This is a genomic window from Bdellovibrio bacteriovorus (assembly GCF_041888015.1).
Taxonomy (GTDB): domain Bacteria; phylum Bdellovibrionota; class Bdellovibrionia; order Bdellovibrionales; family Bdellovibrionaceae; genus Bdellovibrio.
Window position 1 is genome coordinate 1,230,060 of sequence record NZ_CP168968.1, and the last position, 15,969, is coordinate 1,246,028.

At 49.2% G+C, this 15,969-nt stretch carries 15 protein-coding genes; 13 read left to right on the top strand and 2 right to left on the bottom strand.

Going from position 1 to position 15,969, the window contains the following annotated elements; genetic code table 11:
- Window positions 1-10: 10 nt before the first annotated feature.
- Entirely contained in the window at window positions 11-1,177 is a 1,167-nt protein-coding gene (locus ACES2G_RS05995; RefSeq protein ID WP_347356918.1) for an acyl-CoA dehydrogenase family protein, read from the top strand.
- On the opposite strand, the gene ACES2G_RS06000 is transcribed toward ACES2G_RS05995, so the two are convergent.
- Window positions 1,174-2,466 (bottom strand): hypothetical protein, encoded by a 1,293-nt coding sequence (locus ACES2G_RS06000; protein WP_374001557.1) that lies wholly within the window; start codon window positions 2,464-2,466, stop codon window positions 1,174-1,176. The genes ACES2G_RS05995 and ACES2G_RS06000 overlap by 4 nt on opposite strands.
- 143 nt (window positions 2,467-2,609) lie before the next feature.
- Window positions 2,610-3,104 (bottom strand): hypothetical protein, encoded by a 495-nt coding sequence (locus tag ACES2G_RS06005; RefSeq protein ID WP_347356920.1) that lies wholly within the window; start codon window positions 3,102-3,104, stop codon window positions 2,610-2,612.
- A gap of 215 nt (window positions 3,105-3,319) precedes the next feature.
- Between ACES2G_RS06005 and ACES2G_RS06010 the strand changes: the two genes are divergently transcribed.
- From ACES2G_RS06010 to ACES2G_RS06065, 12 genes are all read left to right on the top strand, one after another.
- Window positions 3,320-3,619 (top strand): hypothetical protein, encoded by a 300-nt coding sequence (locus tag ACES2G_RS06010; RefSeq protein ID WP_347356922.1) that lies wholly within the window; start codon window positions 3,320-3,322, stop codon window positions 3,617-3,619.
- A 104-nt stretch (window positions 3,620-3,723) separates the two neighbouring features.
- Window positions 3,724-4,344 carry a hypothetical protein gene (locus ACES2G_RS06015; RefSeq protein WP_374001558.1) on the top strand — a complete coding sequence of 207 codons (621 nt, stop codon included), beginning with the start codon at window positions 3,724-3,726 and terminating at the stop codon, window positions 4,342-4,344.
- Between the two features lie 115 nt (window positions 4,345-4,459).
- The gene (locus tag ACES2G_RS06020; protein WP_374001559.1) at window positions 4,460-6,526 is read left to right on the top strand and encodes an ATP-binding protein; all 2,067 of its coding nucleotides are present in this window, start codon (window positions 4,460-4,462) and stop codon (window positions 6,524-6,526) included.
- The gene (locus ACES2G_RS06025) at window positions 6,526-7,911 is read left to right on the top strand and encodes a sigma-54 dependent transcriptional regulator (RefSeq protein WP_347356926.1); all 1,386 of its coding nucleotides are present in this window, start codon (window positions 6,526-6,528) and stop codon (window positions 7,909-7,911) included. The genes ACES2G_RS06020 and ACES2G_RS06025 overlap by 1 nt, the downstream gene beginning before the upstream one ends.
- 202 nt (window positions 7,912-8,113) lie before the next feature.
- Window positions 8,114-8,866, top strand: a complete 753-nt coding sequence (locus tag ACES2G_RS06030; protein ID WP_347356928.1) for a methyltransferase domain-containing protein — start codon at window positions 8,114-8,116, stop codon at window positions 8,864-8,866.
- 166 nt (window positions 8,867-9,032) lie between these two features.
- On the top strand, window positions 9,033-10,355 hold the full coding sequence (locus ACES2G_RS06035; RefSeq protein ID WP_347356929.1) for a hypothetical protein: 1,323 nt from the start codon (window positions 9,033-9,035) through the stop codon (window positions 10,353-10,355).
- A gap of 81 nt (window positions 10,356-10,436) precedes the next feature.
- Window positions 10,437-11,714, top strand: a complete 1,278-nt coding sequence (locus tag ACES2G_RS06040) for an aminopeptidase P family protein (protein WP_347356958.1) — start codon at window positions 10,437-10,439, stop codon at window positions 11,712-11,714.
- Window positions 11,715-11,919: 205 nt separating this feature from the next.
- Window positions 11,920-12,507, top strand: coding sequence for a hypothetical protein (locus ACES2G_RS06045; RefSeq protein ID WP_374001560.1), 588 nt, complete (start codon window positions 11,920-11,922; stop codon window positions 12,505-12,507).
- Between the two features lie 2 nt (window positions 12,508-12,509).
- Window positions 12,510-13,184: a Fic family protein gene (locus ACES2G_RS06050; RefSeq protein WP_374001561.1), complete on the top strand. Its 675-nt coding sequence runs from the start codon at window positions 12,510-12,512 to the stop codon at window positions 13,182-13,184.
- Between the two features lie 150 nt (window positions 13,185-13,334).
- A complete protein-coding gene (locus ACES2G_RS06055) occupies window positions 13,335-14,147 on the top strand; it encodes a hypothetical protein (protein ID WP_347356933.1) in 813 nt (270 codons plus the stop codon).
- A 234-nt stretch (window positions 14,148-14,381) separates the two neighbouring features.
- Complete coding sequence (locus ACES2G_RS06060; protein WP_347356935.1) at window positions 14,382-14,639, top strand: hypothetical protein; 258 nt, start codon at window positions 14,382-14,384, stop codon at window positions 14,637-14,639.
- 102 nt (window positions 14,640-14,741) lie between these two features.
- Window positions 14,742-15,947 (top strand): hypothetical protein, encoded by a 1,206-nt coding sequence (locus ACES2G_RS06065; protein ID WP_374001562.1) that lies wholly within the window; start codon window positions 14,742-14,744, stop codon window positions 15,945-15,947.
- Window positions 15,948-15,969: the final 22 nt, after the last annotated feature.

Consider the following 15,969-nt stretch of genomic DNA (forward strand, 5'->3'; position numbering starts at 1 on the left):
GGAGTTTTTAATGAAACAGTTTCAGTCCCCCGATTTTTATGCCTTGGATGCCCAGCTCAGTGATGAAGAGAAAATGATTCGCTCGTCCATTCGGGAATATGTGGATGCGGAAGTTCTGCCGATCATCGGCGAACACTACGACAAAGGGACCTTTCCACACCATCTGATCAAGGGCTTGGCAGATCTGGGAACTTTGGGGGCCACGATTCAGGGCTATGGATGTGCCGGGGTCAGCTACACCTCTTATGGCATCATGATGCAAGAGCTTGAGCGCGGGGACAGCGGCATTCGCAGTTTCGTGAGCGTGCAAGGGGCTTTGTGTATGTATCCGATCAGCCGCTTTGGAACGGAAGAGCATAAACAGAAATATTTGCCCAAGATGGCAAGTGGTGAATGGATTGGCTGCTTTGGTTTGACCGAGCCGGACTTTGGCTCAAATCCCGGTGGTATGGTGACCAGAGCCATCCGTGACGGGAACGACTATGTTTTGAATGGTTCAAAGATGTGGATTACCAATGGGGGCCTGTCGCATCTGGCGATCGTGTGGGCCAAAGATGAGGCTGGCAAGATTCGTGGATTCATCGTGGACCGTGACACTCCAGGATTTTCAGTTCGGGATATCGACAGAAAGTTTTCTCTGAAGGCGTCTGTGACCTCAGAACTTATTTTTGAAGACTGCCGGGTTCCGGCTTCCCAGATGTTGCAGGTTGAGGGGTTAAAGGGACCATTTGCATGTCTGAATCATGCACGCTACGGAATTTCATGGGGCGCTTTGGGCGCGGCCATGGCCTGCTATGATGAGGCTCTGAACTACGCCAAGACCCGTATTCAGTTCGACAAACCTATTGCTGGATTCCAGTTGGTGCAGGCAAAGCTTGTGGACATGTTCACCGAGATCACCAAGGGGCAGCTTTTGGCTTTGCAGTTGGGACGTCTTAAGGATCTGGATCAGGCATTGCCTGCGCAGATTTCCATGGCAAAAATGAATAATGTGTCCATGGCGCTGAAGGTGGCACGGCAGGCTCGGGATATTCTGGGCGCCAGTGGTATCACCTACGAGTATCAAGTGGGGCGGCATATGCTGAATCTTGAGTCGGTCAACACCTATGAGGGGACAGAGGACATTCATCGCCTGGTTTTGGGCGAACATATTACCGGCATTCCTGCATATCGTTAGTTCAGGTCAGGAATCCAGCCTCCCCAGGAAGGGCACGAGCGAGCGTGCTCTGAGGGGCCTTTGAGGACACCCCAGCGGTATTCAGCTTTTTCGTTGGGGTTGTTGGAAATCCATCCCAGAAACAGACGTCGTTTGAACTCCGCCAGGTCCATACTTCGGCTGGATTGATAGCGCACAACGCAGACCGAGTCTTCAGTGATGTTCTGGGGTTGCATTTGTCGGGCCTCGCTGGCTGTGTTTTGGTTTATATAAGGAAAAATCTTTTGCAGCTGCGCTTTGCGATCCGCGCTGAGTTGTTGGCCGTTATTACGCTGAATGATCTCTTTATAGGAACGTCTTAAGTACATAAGATCATCGAATATACGCTCATCCCGACTGGGGGAAGAATAAGTGTCATAGGCCTCATAAGACATGCAGTACGGATACTGTCGTTTGTAGGCCAAGGCTTCATTCACGTAAGACACGCGATCCTTAAAGCCCACGCAGGCATTTTCGATCAAACGACTCATCATCTGTTCGTCATCTTCCTGACGGGTTGCTAAACGTGACTGAAGTGTCTTTGTCCATTTTGAGAGCGGGATTTGGAATTGTTCAGTGCTGTATCCCGGAACTTCCCAGACAGGTCTGTTCAGGCTCGAAATGGGTCGCCAATAGCGAAAACCAGCGCCGCTGGACGGGCTGTAGTCTCCTTCGAAAACCCAGTTGGGATTGGGCCAAGACTTTCGTTCCTGCATTTCATAACCGGAGTTCGAGCCCACCACAGAGTTATAAACCAAATAAGGCACGCCAATAGGCAGGATTTCCTTGATCGTCCAAGAGTGATGATTGATAGGTGTGGTCGTCAGCACGCCTCCGGATCGGATGGTTCTGCGACTGATTGAGACGGGATAGGTGTCCGAGGGCAAGGAGCGAGTACTGCCGGTTTCATAAATATACCACAGAAAGCTGCGAACCCGGTCGATCTCGCGCTGTCGGTCCCAGCGGCTCATTTTGTTGGAGATGCGGCTGCTGGAATAAGTGGGATCTTTCATGGCAAAGGGAAGACGGTGTTCGTAAGCAAAGATGATGCGCATGGAATAGACGGCGTCAGCGCAGTCCACACGAAGGCCATAATATGGATTTGTCTGTCCGTTCGGCAATCGGGTTCTGGAAAAGAAATTTTTTTGCCATTCACTTTTGACCCAAGCCGCATAGCGGTTTTCCCATTCCTCGGACCATTGATTTATTTCAGTCCATACAGCCGCTTGGCCCAGTGAGCTTATGAGCAGGATCGCGATCATCAGTATCATGGTTTGCATCATCGCCTCGCTTAGGCTTTATGAAATCATGATCCTTCCAAGGCTCCACTTCTTCGTTTATTTTTTGTTAAGAATCGGAGGTCTAGTATGCAAATGGCAAAGTTACTTTGTGTGTGAAAGCACCAGGCCCCGGACTATTGGGCCGGGGCTTTCACGATAAGAACATTCACAGTGTCACTGTCGCGGCTAAGAACTTCCAGAATATATTTTTGCTTGGGTTTTAACTGAAAGCGCAGGGATTTCTTCATGGTATCACATTCGCGGATGGGGCCCCAGGCGCGGGCTTCCAAAGAAGCATTCTTATTTTCTGCATCCAGAATGTTCATGCGTGGGTAGAAATCTGAAATGACAAAATAGTCGCCACCATCCTGAGGTTGAAAATGCACGAAGCCGCGGGTTTCATTTTGAATATTTTTTAGCTTAAGTGCGGATCGAATCCCGATTTCGATTTGAGGGGCTGCGCTTATCTTGTCAGAGGCCGAGTTGTCTTTCGGAGCTTGTGCCCATCTTCTGTAGGCCTCTTCGCTGACAGTGCTCTTACCCACACAGCCCACAGGGATGTCAGAGCTGGCGCTGCCGAGAGTCGGGACTGTGAATGTCAGAAGTATCAAAAAATACAAGCGTGTCATGTCGGTTCCCTTTGGATTCTGGAACGAGCATAACCAGCCTGAGTCAGGATGGCAACCCGTTGATTGCCGCCATTGAGCAGGATTACTTGAAATAAATCAGTGTTTACCGTCGGGTGTCTAGAAGTCCTAAAAGTGGACGAATCTGAATATGCGCTGTTGTTCTGAGGCCGGGATTGCTACCCTTAGGTATGCGAGATCGTGCAAAGAAGGAGCTTATGCGAAAAGTTGTTTTGGTCATTGCTGGTGTTCTGGTTTTTGGCTCTGTCGGTTGTGGATTGAAAGTGATCAATCCCAATGATCAGAATCCCAACAAAGACACGTTGGCGTTGGATGTTTCTGAGGGCGGCCCCAAGCTGGTGGCCACCTATACCTGTAAGATAGTATCGCAAGGCAGTCGCTTTTTTGGTCTTGGAAAAACCGAAGAGATCGCCGCTAAAGAAGCCTTGGCCAAATGCCGGGCGCGCACGCTGCTGTCGTTCTGTGATCCCCAGCAGGTGAAGTGCGAAAAAAACTAAGGTAAAAAGTATCAGGTACCAAAATGCCCCCACTTTCGTTGGTATCAGCCTTGCTAGAAGGGCTCTGCGTGCAATTTTTTGCACTCATAAAAGCGGGGGAATTTATGAAAGTCCAAGTACTTGCCAGTCTGATCTTTTTGTCTCTGTGTAGTCACTCTGTTATGGCTTCGGCAGCAGAACCGTCTGAATCTGAAAAACAGCGGCTAGAGGAAATTGAACGCCGTCGCATTCGTGCCGGGCAGGCCGAGTCGCGTGAAACTGTGACGGCCGTGGGTGTTGATGAATCCGATTGTGTCGAGCAGGCGCGCTACAAGGCCAGCCGTATCAGTAGCACGGTCTTGAATCGTTGTGACAGTGATGCCCGCGAGTTCTATCGTTGTGAAGTTGTCTCTCAACGTATCGTCAGATACCCCACCTATATTACTTCAGTGTCCGGCAGAGGGGACTACAACGAAGCTAAAAGCAGTGATGCCACCTGCCGGGCTTCTGCGATTCGCGAGGCTGAAAGTTCCGCATTGGCATCTTGTTCTGACAAGTATGGTGTGTCCTGCGTGATCACGGCCCGAGGAAACATCACCAGTGCGCGTACTTATGAGCGTCGCAGATACTTTATCATGGGACCTAAAGAGCTTCGCCATGAATGCGTTGCCAATGCCGCTGCTGAACCGGATTCACGCTGTAGATTCCAGTGTTCAGTCGAAGTGGTAGCCAAAGCGCGATTGTAGGAACGAGGTAAGACGCTCAGCGGCGGGTCCTTGAAAACTCAGCGATAAGACTGATTTCTCCAGTGACATCGTTGTGGGGCGTAAATACCATTAGCGGATGAATAGCTTTTCTCAGATGAAGTTCTCGCGGAAAATCTTTGCAGCTCTTTTTGGAACGGGAGCTGGAGCCGCCATCATCATCTGTCTGATATTAAATAGCACATTGTCTAATTTCCGGGTCAGTGAGTTTGAGGACTCTTATATTGACCACATGAATCTGCTGGCGAAGGCCCTTTCGCGGATTGAAGAGTCTCAGGCGCGGATCGCATTTAATGCTGCTCAATTTCTGCAGATTCAGGAAGCTCAGGGGCAGCTGACTCCGTTCAAAATCAGGGATTTGGCAAAAACTTTGGGTGTCAATCGAATCACTCTTTACGATCGCAACGGCAAAGCTTTGGAGTCCTCGACGGGCACGCCGGGGGCTTTGTTCACGGACTTTCCTAATGAATCTTTCCAGTCTGTCTATCAAAGTGCTTTAGTGCGTGGTGAAGATGGGCTGGTCGGGCAGCACACCATCATGCCGGGGCTGGATGGCAAACATCTGATTGAAGTTGTGATCTATTTTGATGACCTGACTCAGCTCTTGCGGGAAATGGCAGAGCACGATGAAGACAATCTTTCCATTGAGCTTGTGGGAATCAAAGGCGAGTCTTTGGGGCATATCCAAAAAACAGGATTTGTCAGAGATTGGGACCTTGGTGAGGGACTGACGTGGAAAGACGGAGTGCATTGGTTCGGGGATAAGATGATCGTTATGACGGCGGTCAAGAACGAAAACCAAAAGCATTACCGCTTGCTGACAACGATTTCGGCCCGAGCCTTAAATGCAGAGCTGCACAAGATGCAGATCACTTTGTTGATTCTGGCGGCGGTTTTAATTGTGTTGTCAGCTTGGCTGTCCGTGGTTCTGACGAAAACTCTTCTGCGCAAAGTGGAAGCCATTCGGGGCTTGTTGAATCAGATTTCTGCAACTCAGGACTATTCTCATCGCGTGGCGGTGACTGCAAACTCTCAGGATGAACTGAATGATCTCGGCCAAAACCTGAATAATATGCTGGCGACGTTGCAGTCTCATCAGGCTCGTCTGATCGAAAGCGAGCGGGATAAGGCCCGTACTCAAATTGCGGCGCAAGTGGCCCATGATATTCGCAGTCCCTTGATGAGTATGAATATGGCCCTGGCGCAGATTGAAACCTCCCAGCAGGAACCCTTGGCAATTCTGAAAAGTGCTGTCGCCCGGGTTGCAGGTATTGTGCAGAAGCTATCGGCGTCCACAGCCCAGCCTGATGAAGAGCCCGGCACAGAAGCTCCAAAGTTAACGTTGATGGAGCCTTTGATTTTAAGTGTGTACAACGAACATCGCGTGCGCAAACTGGACAACCAGAAATTGACTTATCAGGGGATTTCCGCGACACCGCATTTATGGAGTGTGGTGCAGGTGATCGAGCTGCAAACCGCATTTTCTAACATAATCAACAATGCCTTTGAGGCGGGTGCTTCGGAAGTGACCTTGTTGATGACAGAAGCGCCGAAAAAGTGGACTTTGGAAATCAAGGACAACGGCAACGGAATTCCGGCAGAGATCATTGAACGCATTTTTGAGCGCAGCTTTACATCCGGCAAAAGAACCGGGACTGGCTTGGGGCTGTTCCAGGCCAAAGCGGCGGTGGAATGGTGTGGCGGTTCTTTGACGGTGAAGAGCCTTCCCGGTGAAGGCACCAGCTTTATAGCTGAGATCCCGCGCGAGAAAAATCCCTCTTGGCTTTGTACTTCATTGGAAGTGCAGAAAGACCAGGTTATTGCCTTTGTCGACGATGATCAGAATATTCTGAAAACCTGGCAGGAAAAGTCCACTTCGATGGGCCTGATGGGAGCTGTGTTCTTTGATTCAGTTAAAAAATTTGAGATGTATAAGCAGCAACACTCCTGGCCTGATGATGCAATCCTGATGATCGATCAGAATCTGGGGGACAGCAAAAAGGGTCTGGATGTGATCCACGAGATGGCTCTTGAGAAAAAAGCCATTCTGTGTACAACAGATTTTGATGAAAAATGGATTCAAGATCAGATACGTCAGAATAAGGCGTGTCTGCTTCCCAAACTTTTGATTTCTCAATTTGAATTTAAGATAAGGAATTCCTAATGCGTATTCTTATTGTCGATGACGAAACGCTGGTCCGCAAAACAATGCAGTCTCAGATTCCAGATCCGCACAAGGTCCTTTTGGCGGATTCGATGGAAGAGGCTTTGGAGGTTTTGGATCGTGAGCTTGTCGATCTGGTCTTCACGGATCTTTCCTTGGATGAATCGTCTGACCGTGTGGGCTTGCAGTTGATTCAGGAAATCTCGAAGAATTACCCAACCACCGTCGTTGTCGCGATGACGGGCCATGATGAGGCCCATCTGGTGGAAGCGTGTATGAAGGCCGGGGCTGTGGACTATTTGCTTAAACCTTTTGATGCCAAGACATTGACACAGGTTTTGCGTAAGGCGCCGGTCTTGCATCGTCTTTTGCGTCGCAATCAGACTTTGAAGCATCAGGCGGGTTCACGTCTGGTCAAGCACATCAATCTTTATACGAAGTCACCGGCCTTCAAGGCGGTTTTGGAAACAGCCAAAAAGATTCGCGGTTCGGGGCAGTCCGTTTTGATTCGTGGTGAAAGCGGGTCGGGTAAAGAGATCATGGCGCAGTATTTATGGAGCCTTGAAAACGACAACTCCCGTCCTTTTATTGCTGTGAACTGCGGGGCCATCCCGGGGCACTTGGCCGAGTCTGAATTGTTCGGGCACAAAAAAGGGGCGTTCACCGGGGCGACAGAAACCCGTGCCGGAAAATTTGAAAGCGCGGATGGCGGGGACATCTTCCTGGATGAGTTGGCGACCTTAAGCATGGACTTGCAGGTCAAGCTTCTGCGAGTGTTAAGTAGTGGCGATATTTATCCGGTAGGTCAGGATGTCGGAAGAAAGGTCAACTGTCGTACCATTGCCGCGACCAACGAAAATCTGGAAGAGCTGATTAAGGAAAAGAAGTTCCGAGAAGATCTGTTCTTCAGAATTAAAAACTTCACAGTGACGCTGCCACCGCTGCGCGAACGCAAAGAGGATATTTTGGATTTGGCGCAGGAGTTTTTGAGAAGTGGGAACTACCGTGACAAATATTTGAGTCCCGAGGCGGAGCATCTGCTTTTGACCTATTCCTGGCCGGGCAATATTCGCGAATTGAAGTCCGCGATTGAAGTTGCCTGTGTGCTGGTGGATGGAAATGAAATCAAGCCGTCAGATCTGACGCCGCACCTGGTGCAGTCTGCCCCGGTTTATGAAGACGTTATCAAAAGCACCTCGGTGGCCGAGATCGACGAAAAGGCTTTGGAAGGGCGCTACAGCCATGTGGTTTCTGAATTTGAACTGAAGCTGATTGATTTTGCCCTGAAGAAAAAAGGATCTGAATCCGCAGCAGCAAAGTATCTGGGTGTTCCGCGCAGTACTTTGGGCGATATTCGCCGTCGTCTGCAAGGTCTTAAGAAGTAAGTCCGCTGCCGGGACTTCGGCAGCTTCCGAAAACCCGGCAGGGGCCCCTGCCGGAATCCCGGCAAAGAGCGTCTCAGCTCGAAATAAAGCGGTTTATAGAATGAAAAATGGTGGCACCGCCCGTGCTTTAGTGTCTGGCATCAGATCAACAACGAAGTTGATTCTGCAACCGCCAGGGACGGCGTAACGTAAGGAGTTCGTTATGAAAGCACAATATCAAACATTCGTGAACAGAGCTGAAGAAACATTCTCTAACATCTTGGCCTTGAATGGGCTTTGTGATCGCGACACGGCTTTGCATCTTCAGGCTGTGGTGCAAGAGTTCTATCCTCAAACTTTTGGTATGACCGCTCTGGATTTGCATTCCGGTCGTGGGATTGGGGCGATGACTTTAGCTGAAATGGGCTTCCATGTTGCAGCCTACGATATGTATCGAAACTCCATTTCCATCCTTCAAAGAATTGCTTTGCAGCAGGATCTGAATATCTCTTTTGGAATGGGCGGGGCCCTGCAGGCAGAGGAGTTGGAACAAAAATTTGATCTTATCCACGACGGTGATTGTTTGAACAATATGATCGGTGAGGCGGATCAGATGCAATATCTTCTGAGCTTGCGCAATATTTTAAGTCTGGGTGGCAAGCTTGTGATCACGGTCAAAGTGCAAAGCAAAAGCTATCTTCCAGAAGAGGGGTTCGAGTCTGTGCGCATGGATGAGAACCATATCCTGTGGAGACAAACTCCCGAGTGTGACGTTCCCGGAGTGACTGAGCAGGACGGAAAGTTCTGGACGGCACACAAATGGATTCCGCCAGTAGAGGTGGTTCTAAAAAAAGTACATTCCCTGGGCTTCCAGATTCTGTCAGAGGATTTGGAGATGATTCCCGGTAATAATCCGGCCCTCTTGCGCCTGACTTTGACTCCTCAAATGGGTCTTGGCGAATTAAAGGGAGCTTAAGGTCTATACAAAGGCGACTTCAAAAAGAAGGCGCCTTTGTTGCTTTCTCTAATCCGCAGAGTGTTCCGTCAGAGTCTTTATTGCATTTCATTTATGTCTGCAGTTTAACTGTTTATGTTGAATCACAATTGTTAGTCTCCGCGCCATCAACAAGGAGACTATTTTTATGAAAGCACTTTTTGCTTTTATTGCCGGCCTGTCAGTTGCCAGCAGTGCAATCGCATCCAATAACTGGTTTAATGAGAGCAGTGATGAGACCTATGCCTGCTATGCCCGTAATGGTGTCTATGTCAGTGGAACATGTATTGAGGTGTCCGCATCGGCACAGGTGGCAGCCATTCTTAATAACGATCTTCGCCGCAGTGGCGGAAATGAAACCTCCGTCGGTGACAATGTGATTGAGGGGGATGTGAAGGCCACCAGAACCTTTGATAATCCTCATTTTAAACAGATCTTTATTTCAGTCAGTGCCATCCCCAAAGATCAGGTTCTGAATTACAATGAAAAAAACGAGCAGAACTATCACAATGCCAATCGTCTGCGTGCGGATGGATTTGTGGATCGTCCTTGGATATTGGCAAACATTGGCGCCAACATTGCGCTGACAGATTCGCAGGATATCACGGTGTTGGCCGGAAGTTTCCCCGCCAGTGGTCTGAATCCTTTAGAGGGGAAGCCCAGCCGATATTATATGACAGCTCCTTATGGGATCATGGTCCGCTACGACAAAGGCATTCAGTTTAACTATCAGCTCAAAGAGGAACTGGATCGTGTGATCTTGGCTTCTTTCAGTGTGATTGACGGTGATGGCTTGAAGGGGGAATCGAATGTTGATCCCGCGGATTCACGGGCGAATTCTTATCCAGCGGTTGCCGGTACCATGGAGCTGAGAATCACCAATGCTCTTCGCAAAGTGTTTGAAAAATCATCACCTTATTTGAAAAACCACGATATTTACATTGGTGTCACCGGCAGTCGCGGGGACACGGGAAGCTATCCTGGGCAAAAAAGAACCCAAGATGATTTGACGACCTACCTGGGCTACATGTTCACTTCCAAATATGGACAGGCAGAGGTTCGTGTATTTCGATCTGACTTTACCCGTAATAAAGCAGGGGATGGGGATGGACGTCACAGTACACCCGTTCAATCCAATGCTCACGGTGTAGAGGTCGCTTATAGAGGTCTGGAGTCCCGTCTTTGTACATGGGATTTTTACGTCAATAAGCATTTCTTTGAAAATAACGGAAAGTTCCCAGACGGAGAGTTTACTTTCGACGATATCCGGGGTGTACAAGGTTGGACCGCTGGGACGAGTTGCCGCAATTTCTGGGGCGTTGAAGATCTGACGGTGGGTTTTGAGTATGGCAACATAGAGCTTACGCAGACCCCGGGAACAAAAGTGACCGAAAAGTATCCCAAGACGGCCAGTCAGTTTAATCTGACATTGAGTTATCGCTTCGGTCTGAAAAAGCATTTCAAAAGATAGTTTTGCTAACAGAAACGGCTCAGTGCGTGGGGGTTGACCGCGGCAGAATTGGGAATAAACTGCTAGGGAGGGCAGGTGTTTATGCTTTTTTCTGATGATGTTTATAAGAATCGCCAAGCGAAAGTGGCAACGGTATGGAAGGACCTTCTGGGGACTTCCGATCTGGTGTTGGTGCATAGTGGTGAGTCCGTGCAAAAGCCCGGCGGTCTGGATCAAACTTATGATTTCCTGCCGCATCCGTCTTATTTCTGGCTGACGGGGCATCGTCGCGATGATGGTGTGATGGCATACTCTTTAAGCGAAGGCTGGATTGAGTACCAAAGACCTTTAAGCCCGGTTGATATTGTCTGGGAGGGTGCTGAAGGCAACTTTGAATGCGAACATTCCTTGGAAGATCTGAAAAAGAAACTTTCCGGGGGCAGCTACAAACGCATTGTCCATCTGGGGCAGCCGTCGCAAAAAATGGCTGACGATGAAATCACCCGTGAACTTTCAATTCGTCTGGACCAAGTGCGCCGTCGCAAAGGGCCCGAAGAGGTTCGCCTGATCCGTCAAATTGCCGAAATGGCCAATGCCGGATACACGGCCTTGAAAAATGCCATCCGACCAGGGATCACCGAGCGTGAGTTGCAGCTTCACTATGAAAATGCCGTCTTGATGGCGGGGGCTGAAAAAATGCCTTACGGTTCCATCGTGGGCAGTGGCGAAAACGCAGCGATTCTGCATGCCGTGCCCACAGCCAAAAAAGTGACAGCCGGAGAGTTGATTCTGGTTGATGCCGGGGGCGATATTGAAGACTACTGCGTCGATATCACACGTATGTTTGCCGTGGACGGAAAGTTCACGTCCCAACAAAAAGATGTCTATGATCTGGTTCATCAGGCGCACAAAGAATCTGTGAAGATGTGCCGCCCAGGAACGCAGTGGCGCGATGTTCATATGAAGTCCGCACGTGTGATCGCCGAGGGCTTGCAGCAGTGGGGAATTTGGAAAAGCTCGGTGGATGCCGCTTTGGAATCCGGGGCAATTTCGGTTTTCTATCCTCACGGGGTCGGCCACTTGGTTGGCTTGAAGGTGCGGGACACTGGAAATCCAGAGAATACAAATCCAAAAAGATATTATGGCTCTCGTTTGCGCGTGGACCTGGCTTTGGAAAAGGATTATTTGATCACGGTAGAGCCAGGCTGTTATTTCGCCCGCGCTTTCATTGAAGATCAGGGTATCCGTGAGACCTACAAAGATCATATCAACTGGTCTGAAGCTGAAAAGTGGAAGACCTTTGGTGGAGTGCGTATCGAGGATGACATCCTGATTACAGATGGTGAGGCGCAAAGCCTGACTGACTGTGTGCCAAAGTAAAGTCTACATACAAGAATCGTCAAAAAGCCCTCCACGGATGGTCCGGGAGGGCTTTTTTTATATCTGAAGCCTCGTAGAGTCCCGCTGAGAGCCTGTGGCGGCTGTGGCTTGCAGGGTGTTTGCTATATTATTTATAGGGTACTTAGGCAATGCGGGGAAATGAGGTATAAGGGGCCCATCAATAAAGACCTTATAAGGAGATTTTATGAAAAAGGAACTCTTGGCTAGTGTCCTGACTCTTTCTGCTGGCATGGCCAGTGTGGTGGCTTACCCTCAGCAATCATTAGCTCGCTCAGTGATTATGGAGAAAGACTTTGCTGACTTTTTTGTTTTGAAGTCTTCCTTTGCCGCCCGGTTTACTGATGAGGATGGGAAAGTGATCCAGGGGCATATCTATCTGAGTCTGACCCAGCAACCATTTACTCCTGAATATAACAACCAACTTCGTGGTGAAATGACGGGCTCTCTTTATTTCAAGAGCGACGAGCCGGTTTCTGAAGTCGATGGGAAGAAGTACTATCGTTACGAGCCGTTGACCGGAGATGATGGTGAAGTTCTTTTGGATAGAACTCATAAAGGTGAAACCAACGATTATCAGATTTATGGTTGCAACTCTACGATGACTCAATGTGAAGGCAGCAGTTTTGCCGTGTCCTTCTCTGGCAAAGACGTCAATATGCAACTTAGCTTTGCGGCGGATCAGCGCTTTGAGATCCTTGTGCAAAGCGCATCTTACTCGGAGTGGGTGACACGTGTTCATACTGTTCCAATGTTGCCGGCGGTGGCTGAATAGGTATGAAATTTACGGATCTTCTTTCCAGGGCCGTGACTGCCGCCGAAGAAACGCAGATTCGTGATTTGGCTGGACAGGTGGGTCAATTGCGCCAGACCTGTGAGTCCCTGTCTTTAGAGGACCTGCGGGCGGGCCTGGCGCGGCTTGCTCCGTTGCGACTGCGTTCTTCCAGCACGCTAAAAAGGGGTGAGCTTGAATCCTGGCAGCGTGCCAACGAATATATCGCTGAAAAGATCCGTGCTGAAGAGTCGCCGACTCTTCAGTCTATTTTGGAAATCAACGCCCTTCTTCGCAATCTTCCCACAGGCAGTATTCGGAAGCAGGCGGTCTATGTTGGCATTCAGCAGGCTTGTCCTGTGGGGGAGCTGACGGAAAGCTTACAGCGCCTTGAAGCAGAAATTTTAATGGGAACTTCAGACACTTTCAGTAAGGCCGCTTTGGCTCAATATTGGTTGATCAGTTTGCATCCTTTTGAAGATGCCAATGGGCGTACCGCGGTTATGCTGGCGGACTGGATTTTGGGAATGGGTGGATATTTGCCCATGAGTTTTGACTCCAAACTGGATGCCCTGGTGGCGATCTTTGATAACCAAAGGGCTTCGGCCACTCCGGGGGCTGCTATTATCAAGCTTCTGGTAAATCTGCAAAGAAGCTATCGGGCGGTTCTTGCTTCTTAGTCTTTGAGGGGACTGCCAAATGAGGCCAGGCCCTGTCTTTATTTCATGGGCGAAAGCCCTCGGGGGGCTTGAACCCCCTTCTGTTTGCAGCTGAGTCTGGGCATGCTTCGTGGACCTAGCCCCTTGTTACATACAACAAGGGACAGGAATATGTATAAAAAGTGGACAGACAAGCTTATCTCTTACTTCGTACTTCTTTCTTTCGCTGGTGCGATGGCGCCTATGACGGCTCATGCATCTGATTTGGATGCCCTTTATGATTCCCAGGCGGAAGTGGAAAGCATTGATGCCAATCTGGATGAAGCCAAAGGTGGATTCAATCAAAGTAAAGACGAGCTGCAGACGGCCCGTACGGACTTGAAAGCCACAACCCGCAAGAACAAAGAAACAGCAATACGTACCAGCCGCGAAATTCAGCGTCTGCAAAGCGAGCAAGCTAAGAATGCCAAAGAAACGGGTGTTCTGACGGGCAAGATCGAAGTCTTGAATAAAGAAATCAAAAAGAACGAGCAGGAAGAAGCCCGCGTTCGCACCAAGGCCGAAGCTGTTTCTGCAAAACTGGAAAATACGCGCAACAATTACGACAACTCTGTAGAGCAACGTCGTAAAACATTGCAGGCTTTGAAGCAGACGAACTCTGAGCTGGCGAATTTGCAGGCGGAGTTGAAAGATCTGCAACACAAGCACAAGGAAGCCAAAGCAGCGGAGCAGTCCAGCGCACGTTCTTTGAAGTCGGCGCAAGCCAGCCTTGATAAGTTTGAAGACTCTGCCCGTAAGGAAGCTCGTCGGTTGGATGATATGACCAGTGCCGCGTTGGCTCAGGCAGAAAAGAACAACCGCAAAGCAGACCTGTTGATCGAAAAGAAGAAACAGATGCAGGAAGCTTTGGAAAAGAAACGTCAACGCCTCAGCGAAGCTAAAGAAAAGAAAAAGAAAGCCTTGGCTCGCGTTAGTTCCAATTAAAATCAGCCTCTTAGATTTCTAAAAAGGGTCCCATGAGGACCCTTTTTTTTGCTCTGTTCCCAGCGTCAGTGGCTGGGTGGACTTCCCTGGAAAGCTGTGCTAGATTTTAAGCATGTTCAGCCTTTCCCACGCCCGTAATTTAATCTCGGAGTAAATAGCGAGGAGACTTTCATTGTCTCCTCGAAATCCCGGTATCGAGTCATTTCCTTAAAAAATTGAATCTGGAGTTTAACTGTGAAGAATCTGGAAAGTTCCTTGGGCCGTGTTGTGCGCGCTCAGGATCTGGCTATTTTTGGTGAATTTCGTGGCGAACACTACAAACGTATCAAGAGCATGTATTTGAACGAGATTTTTTTAGATGAATTGAGGCGTCTGAAGATCAATATTCAAGGCGGATATGGTCTGAGTTTGGGGGCGCGGCCTTCAGAGGCAAGCAGCATCTTCTTTGATGATGGGCAGGCTTTGAGAAAGTATCGTCGCCCCTCTGCTTAATGCCAGAGGGGGCGCACGGATGATGCGCCGTGAAAACAGCAAAAGAAATCAGGACAGAGTCGGGGTTCTTGAATATGCTTTTTAGCATCACAAGGGGACTTTATGAAAAGACTCGTGTTTTCATCTCTGCTGGGGGCTTTGGCTTTGCCAGCATCTGCTGGAACTTTGCCTGAATACGCGGCGCCGGAACTTTTGGTGCGCGTTCATTTTACCGACACTTACAATCTGCCACCATTGACGTATCTAAGTAACACCTCGCCTGCGATCAACAATCAAGGTGATGTGGCCATCAAATTGATGGCTGTGGATGGAAAACCGAATCAGGCCGTATGGTTCAAATCCCATAAGGCGCCGGGCGAAGTGATTTATGTTGCTCCGGAAGATCACTATGTGACCGATCCCACTGTGAACGACCGTGGTCAGGTGACATTCAGTCCGTTTAGTGAAATCGAAAGCCTGGGCGTTTTTGTATACGACGGCCACAGTAAGAAGACAGAAGTGAAAGTCTCCGGACCGGAGCATAAGATTGTCTATGCGGGCTATGCACAGACTTTAAACGATGGCACCGCGATTTTCCGCAGTATGGGAAAAGACTTTGATCGCAGTTTCGTTGAATATAAGGACTCTTATTCTACGATCGCACGGGAAGGTGAAAGACGTTTTGATACATCTGCTGCTTATTTATTCCGTCCATCGGTGAATGAAAAGAAACAATGGGCCTTTAAAGTGCGCCTGGGCGAGCGCGGTGAGATCAGCGATGCCCAGTCCGACCAAATTCTTCTGATTCAGTCCAAGGGGAATGGCGAATACGAAAAAATCGTGATTGCTCAGGATCGCAAGGGCGACGCGAACTCCAACTACGTTGGTTTTGGCAATACAGTGGCCTTGTCGCAGAACGGGATGGTCGTGTTTGTCGGCTATCTTCCCGACAAGCGTAAGTCCTTGGTGCTATACAAAGATGGCGAGCTTCAGTCTTTGGTGACGGAAGGTTTGGATGGCATTGCCGAGCTGGAACTCTTTACGCCACGCCTGAATTCGTCCGGAACGGTGGCTTTCCGAGCTAAAAATGCCAAAGGCTTGCGTGGCCTTTATGTTGCCAATGAATCCTCTGTGAAGCGTCTGCTGGGGGAAGGTGACAGCATTATGACAGACAAAGGGCATGGCTATATTCTGCTGAAGCAGGATTTTCCGGGTTTCGCGGGGGATATTGATTTCAATGAAAAGGGTGAACTGGCTTTTGCCTGTGTTCTGGCGTCACCAGAGAATAAAATCATCGGAGACGCGATTTATAAGCTTTCTCCAAAATAGATTTCAAGAAGGGGCCGCCAAG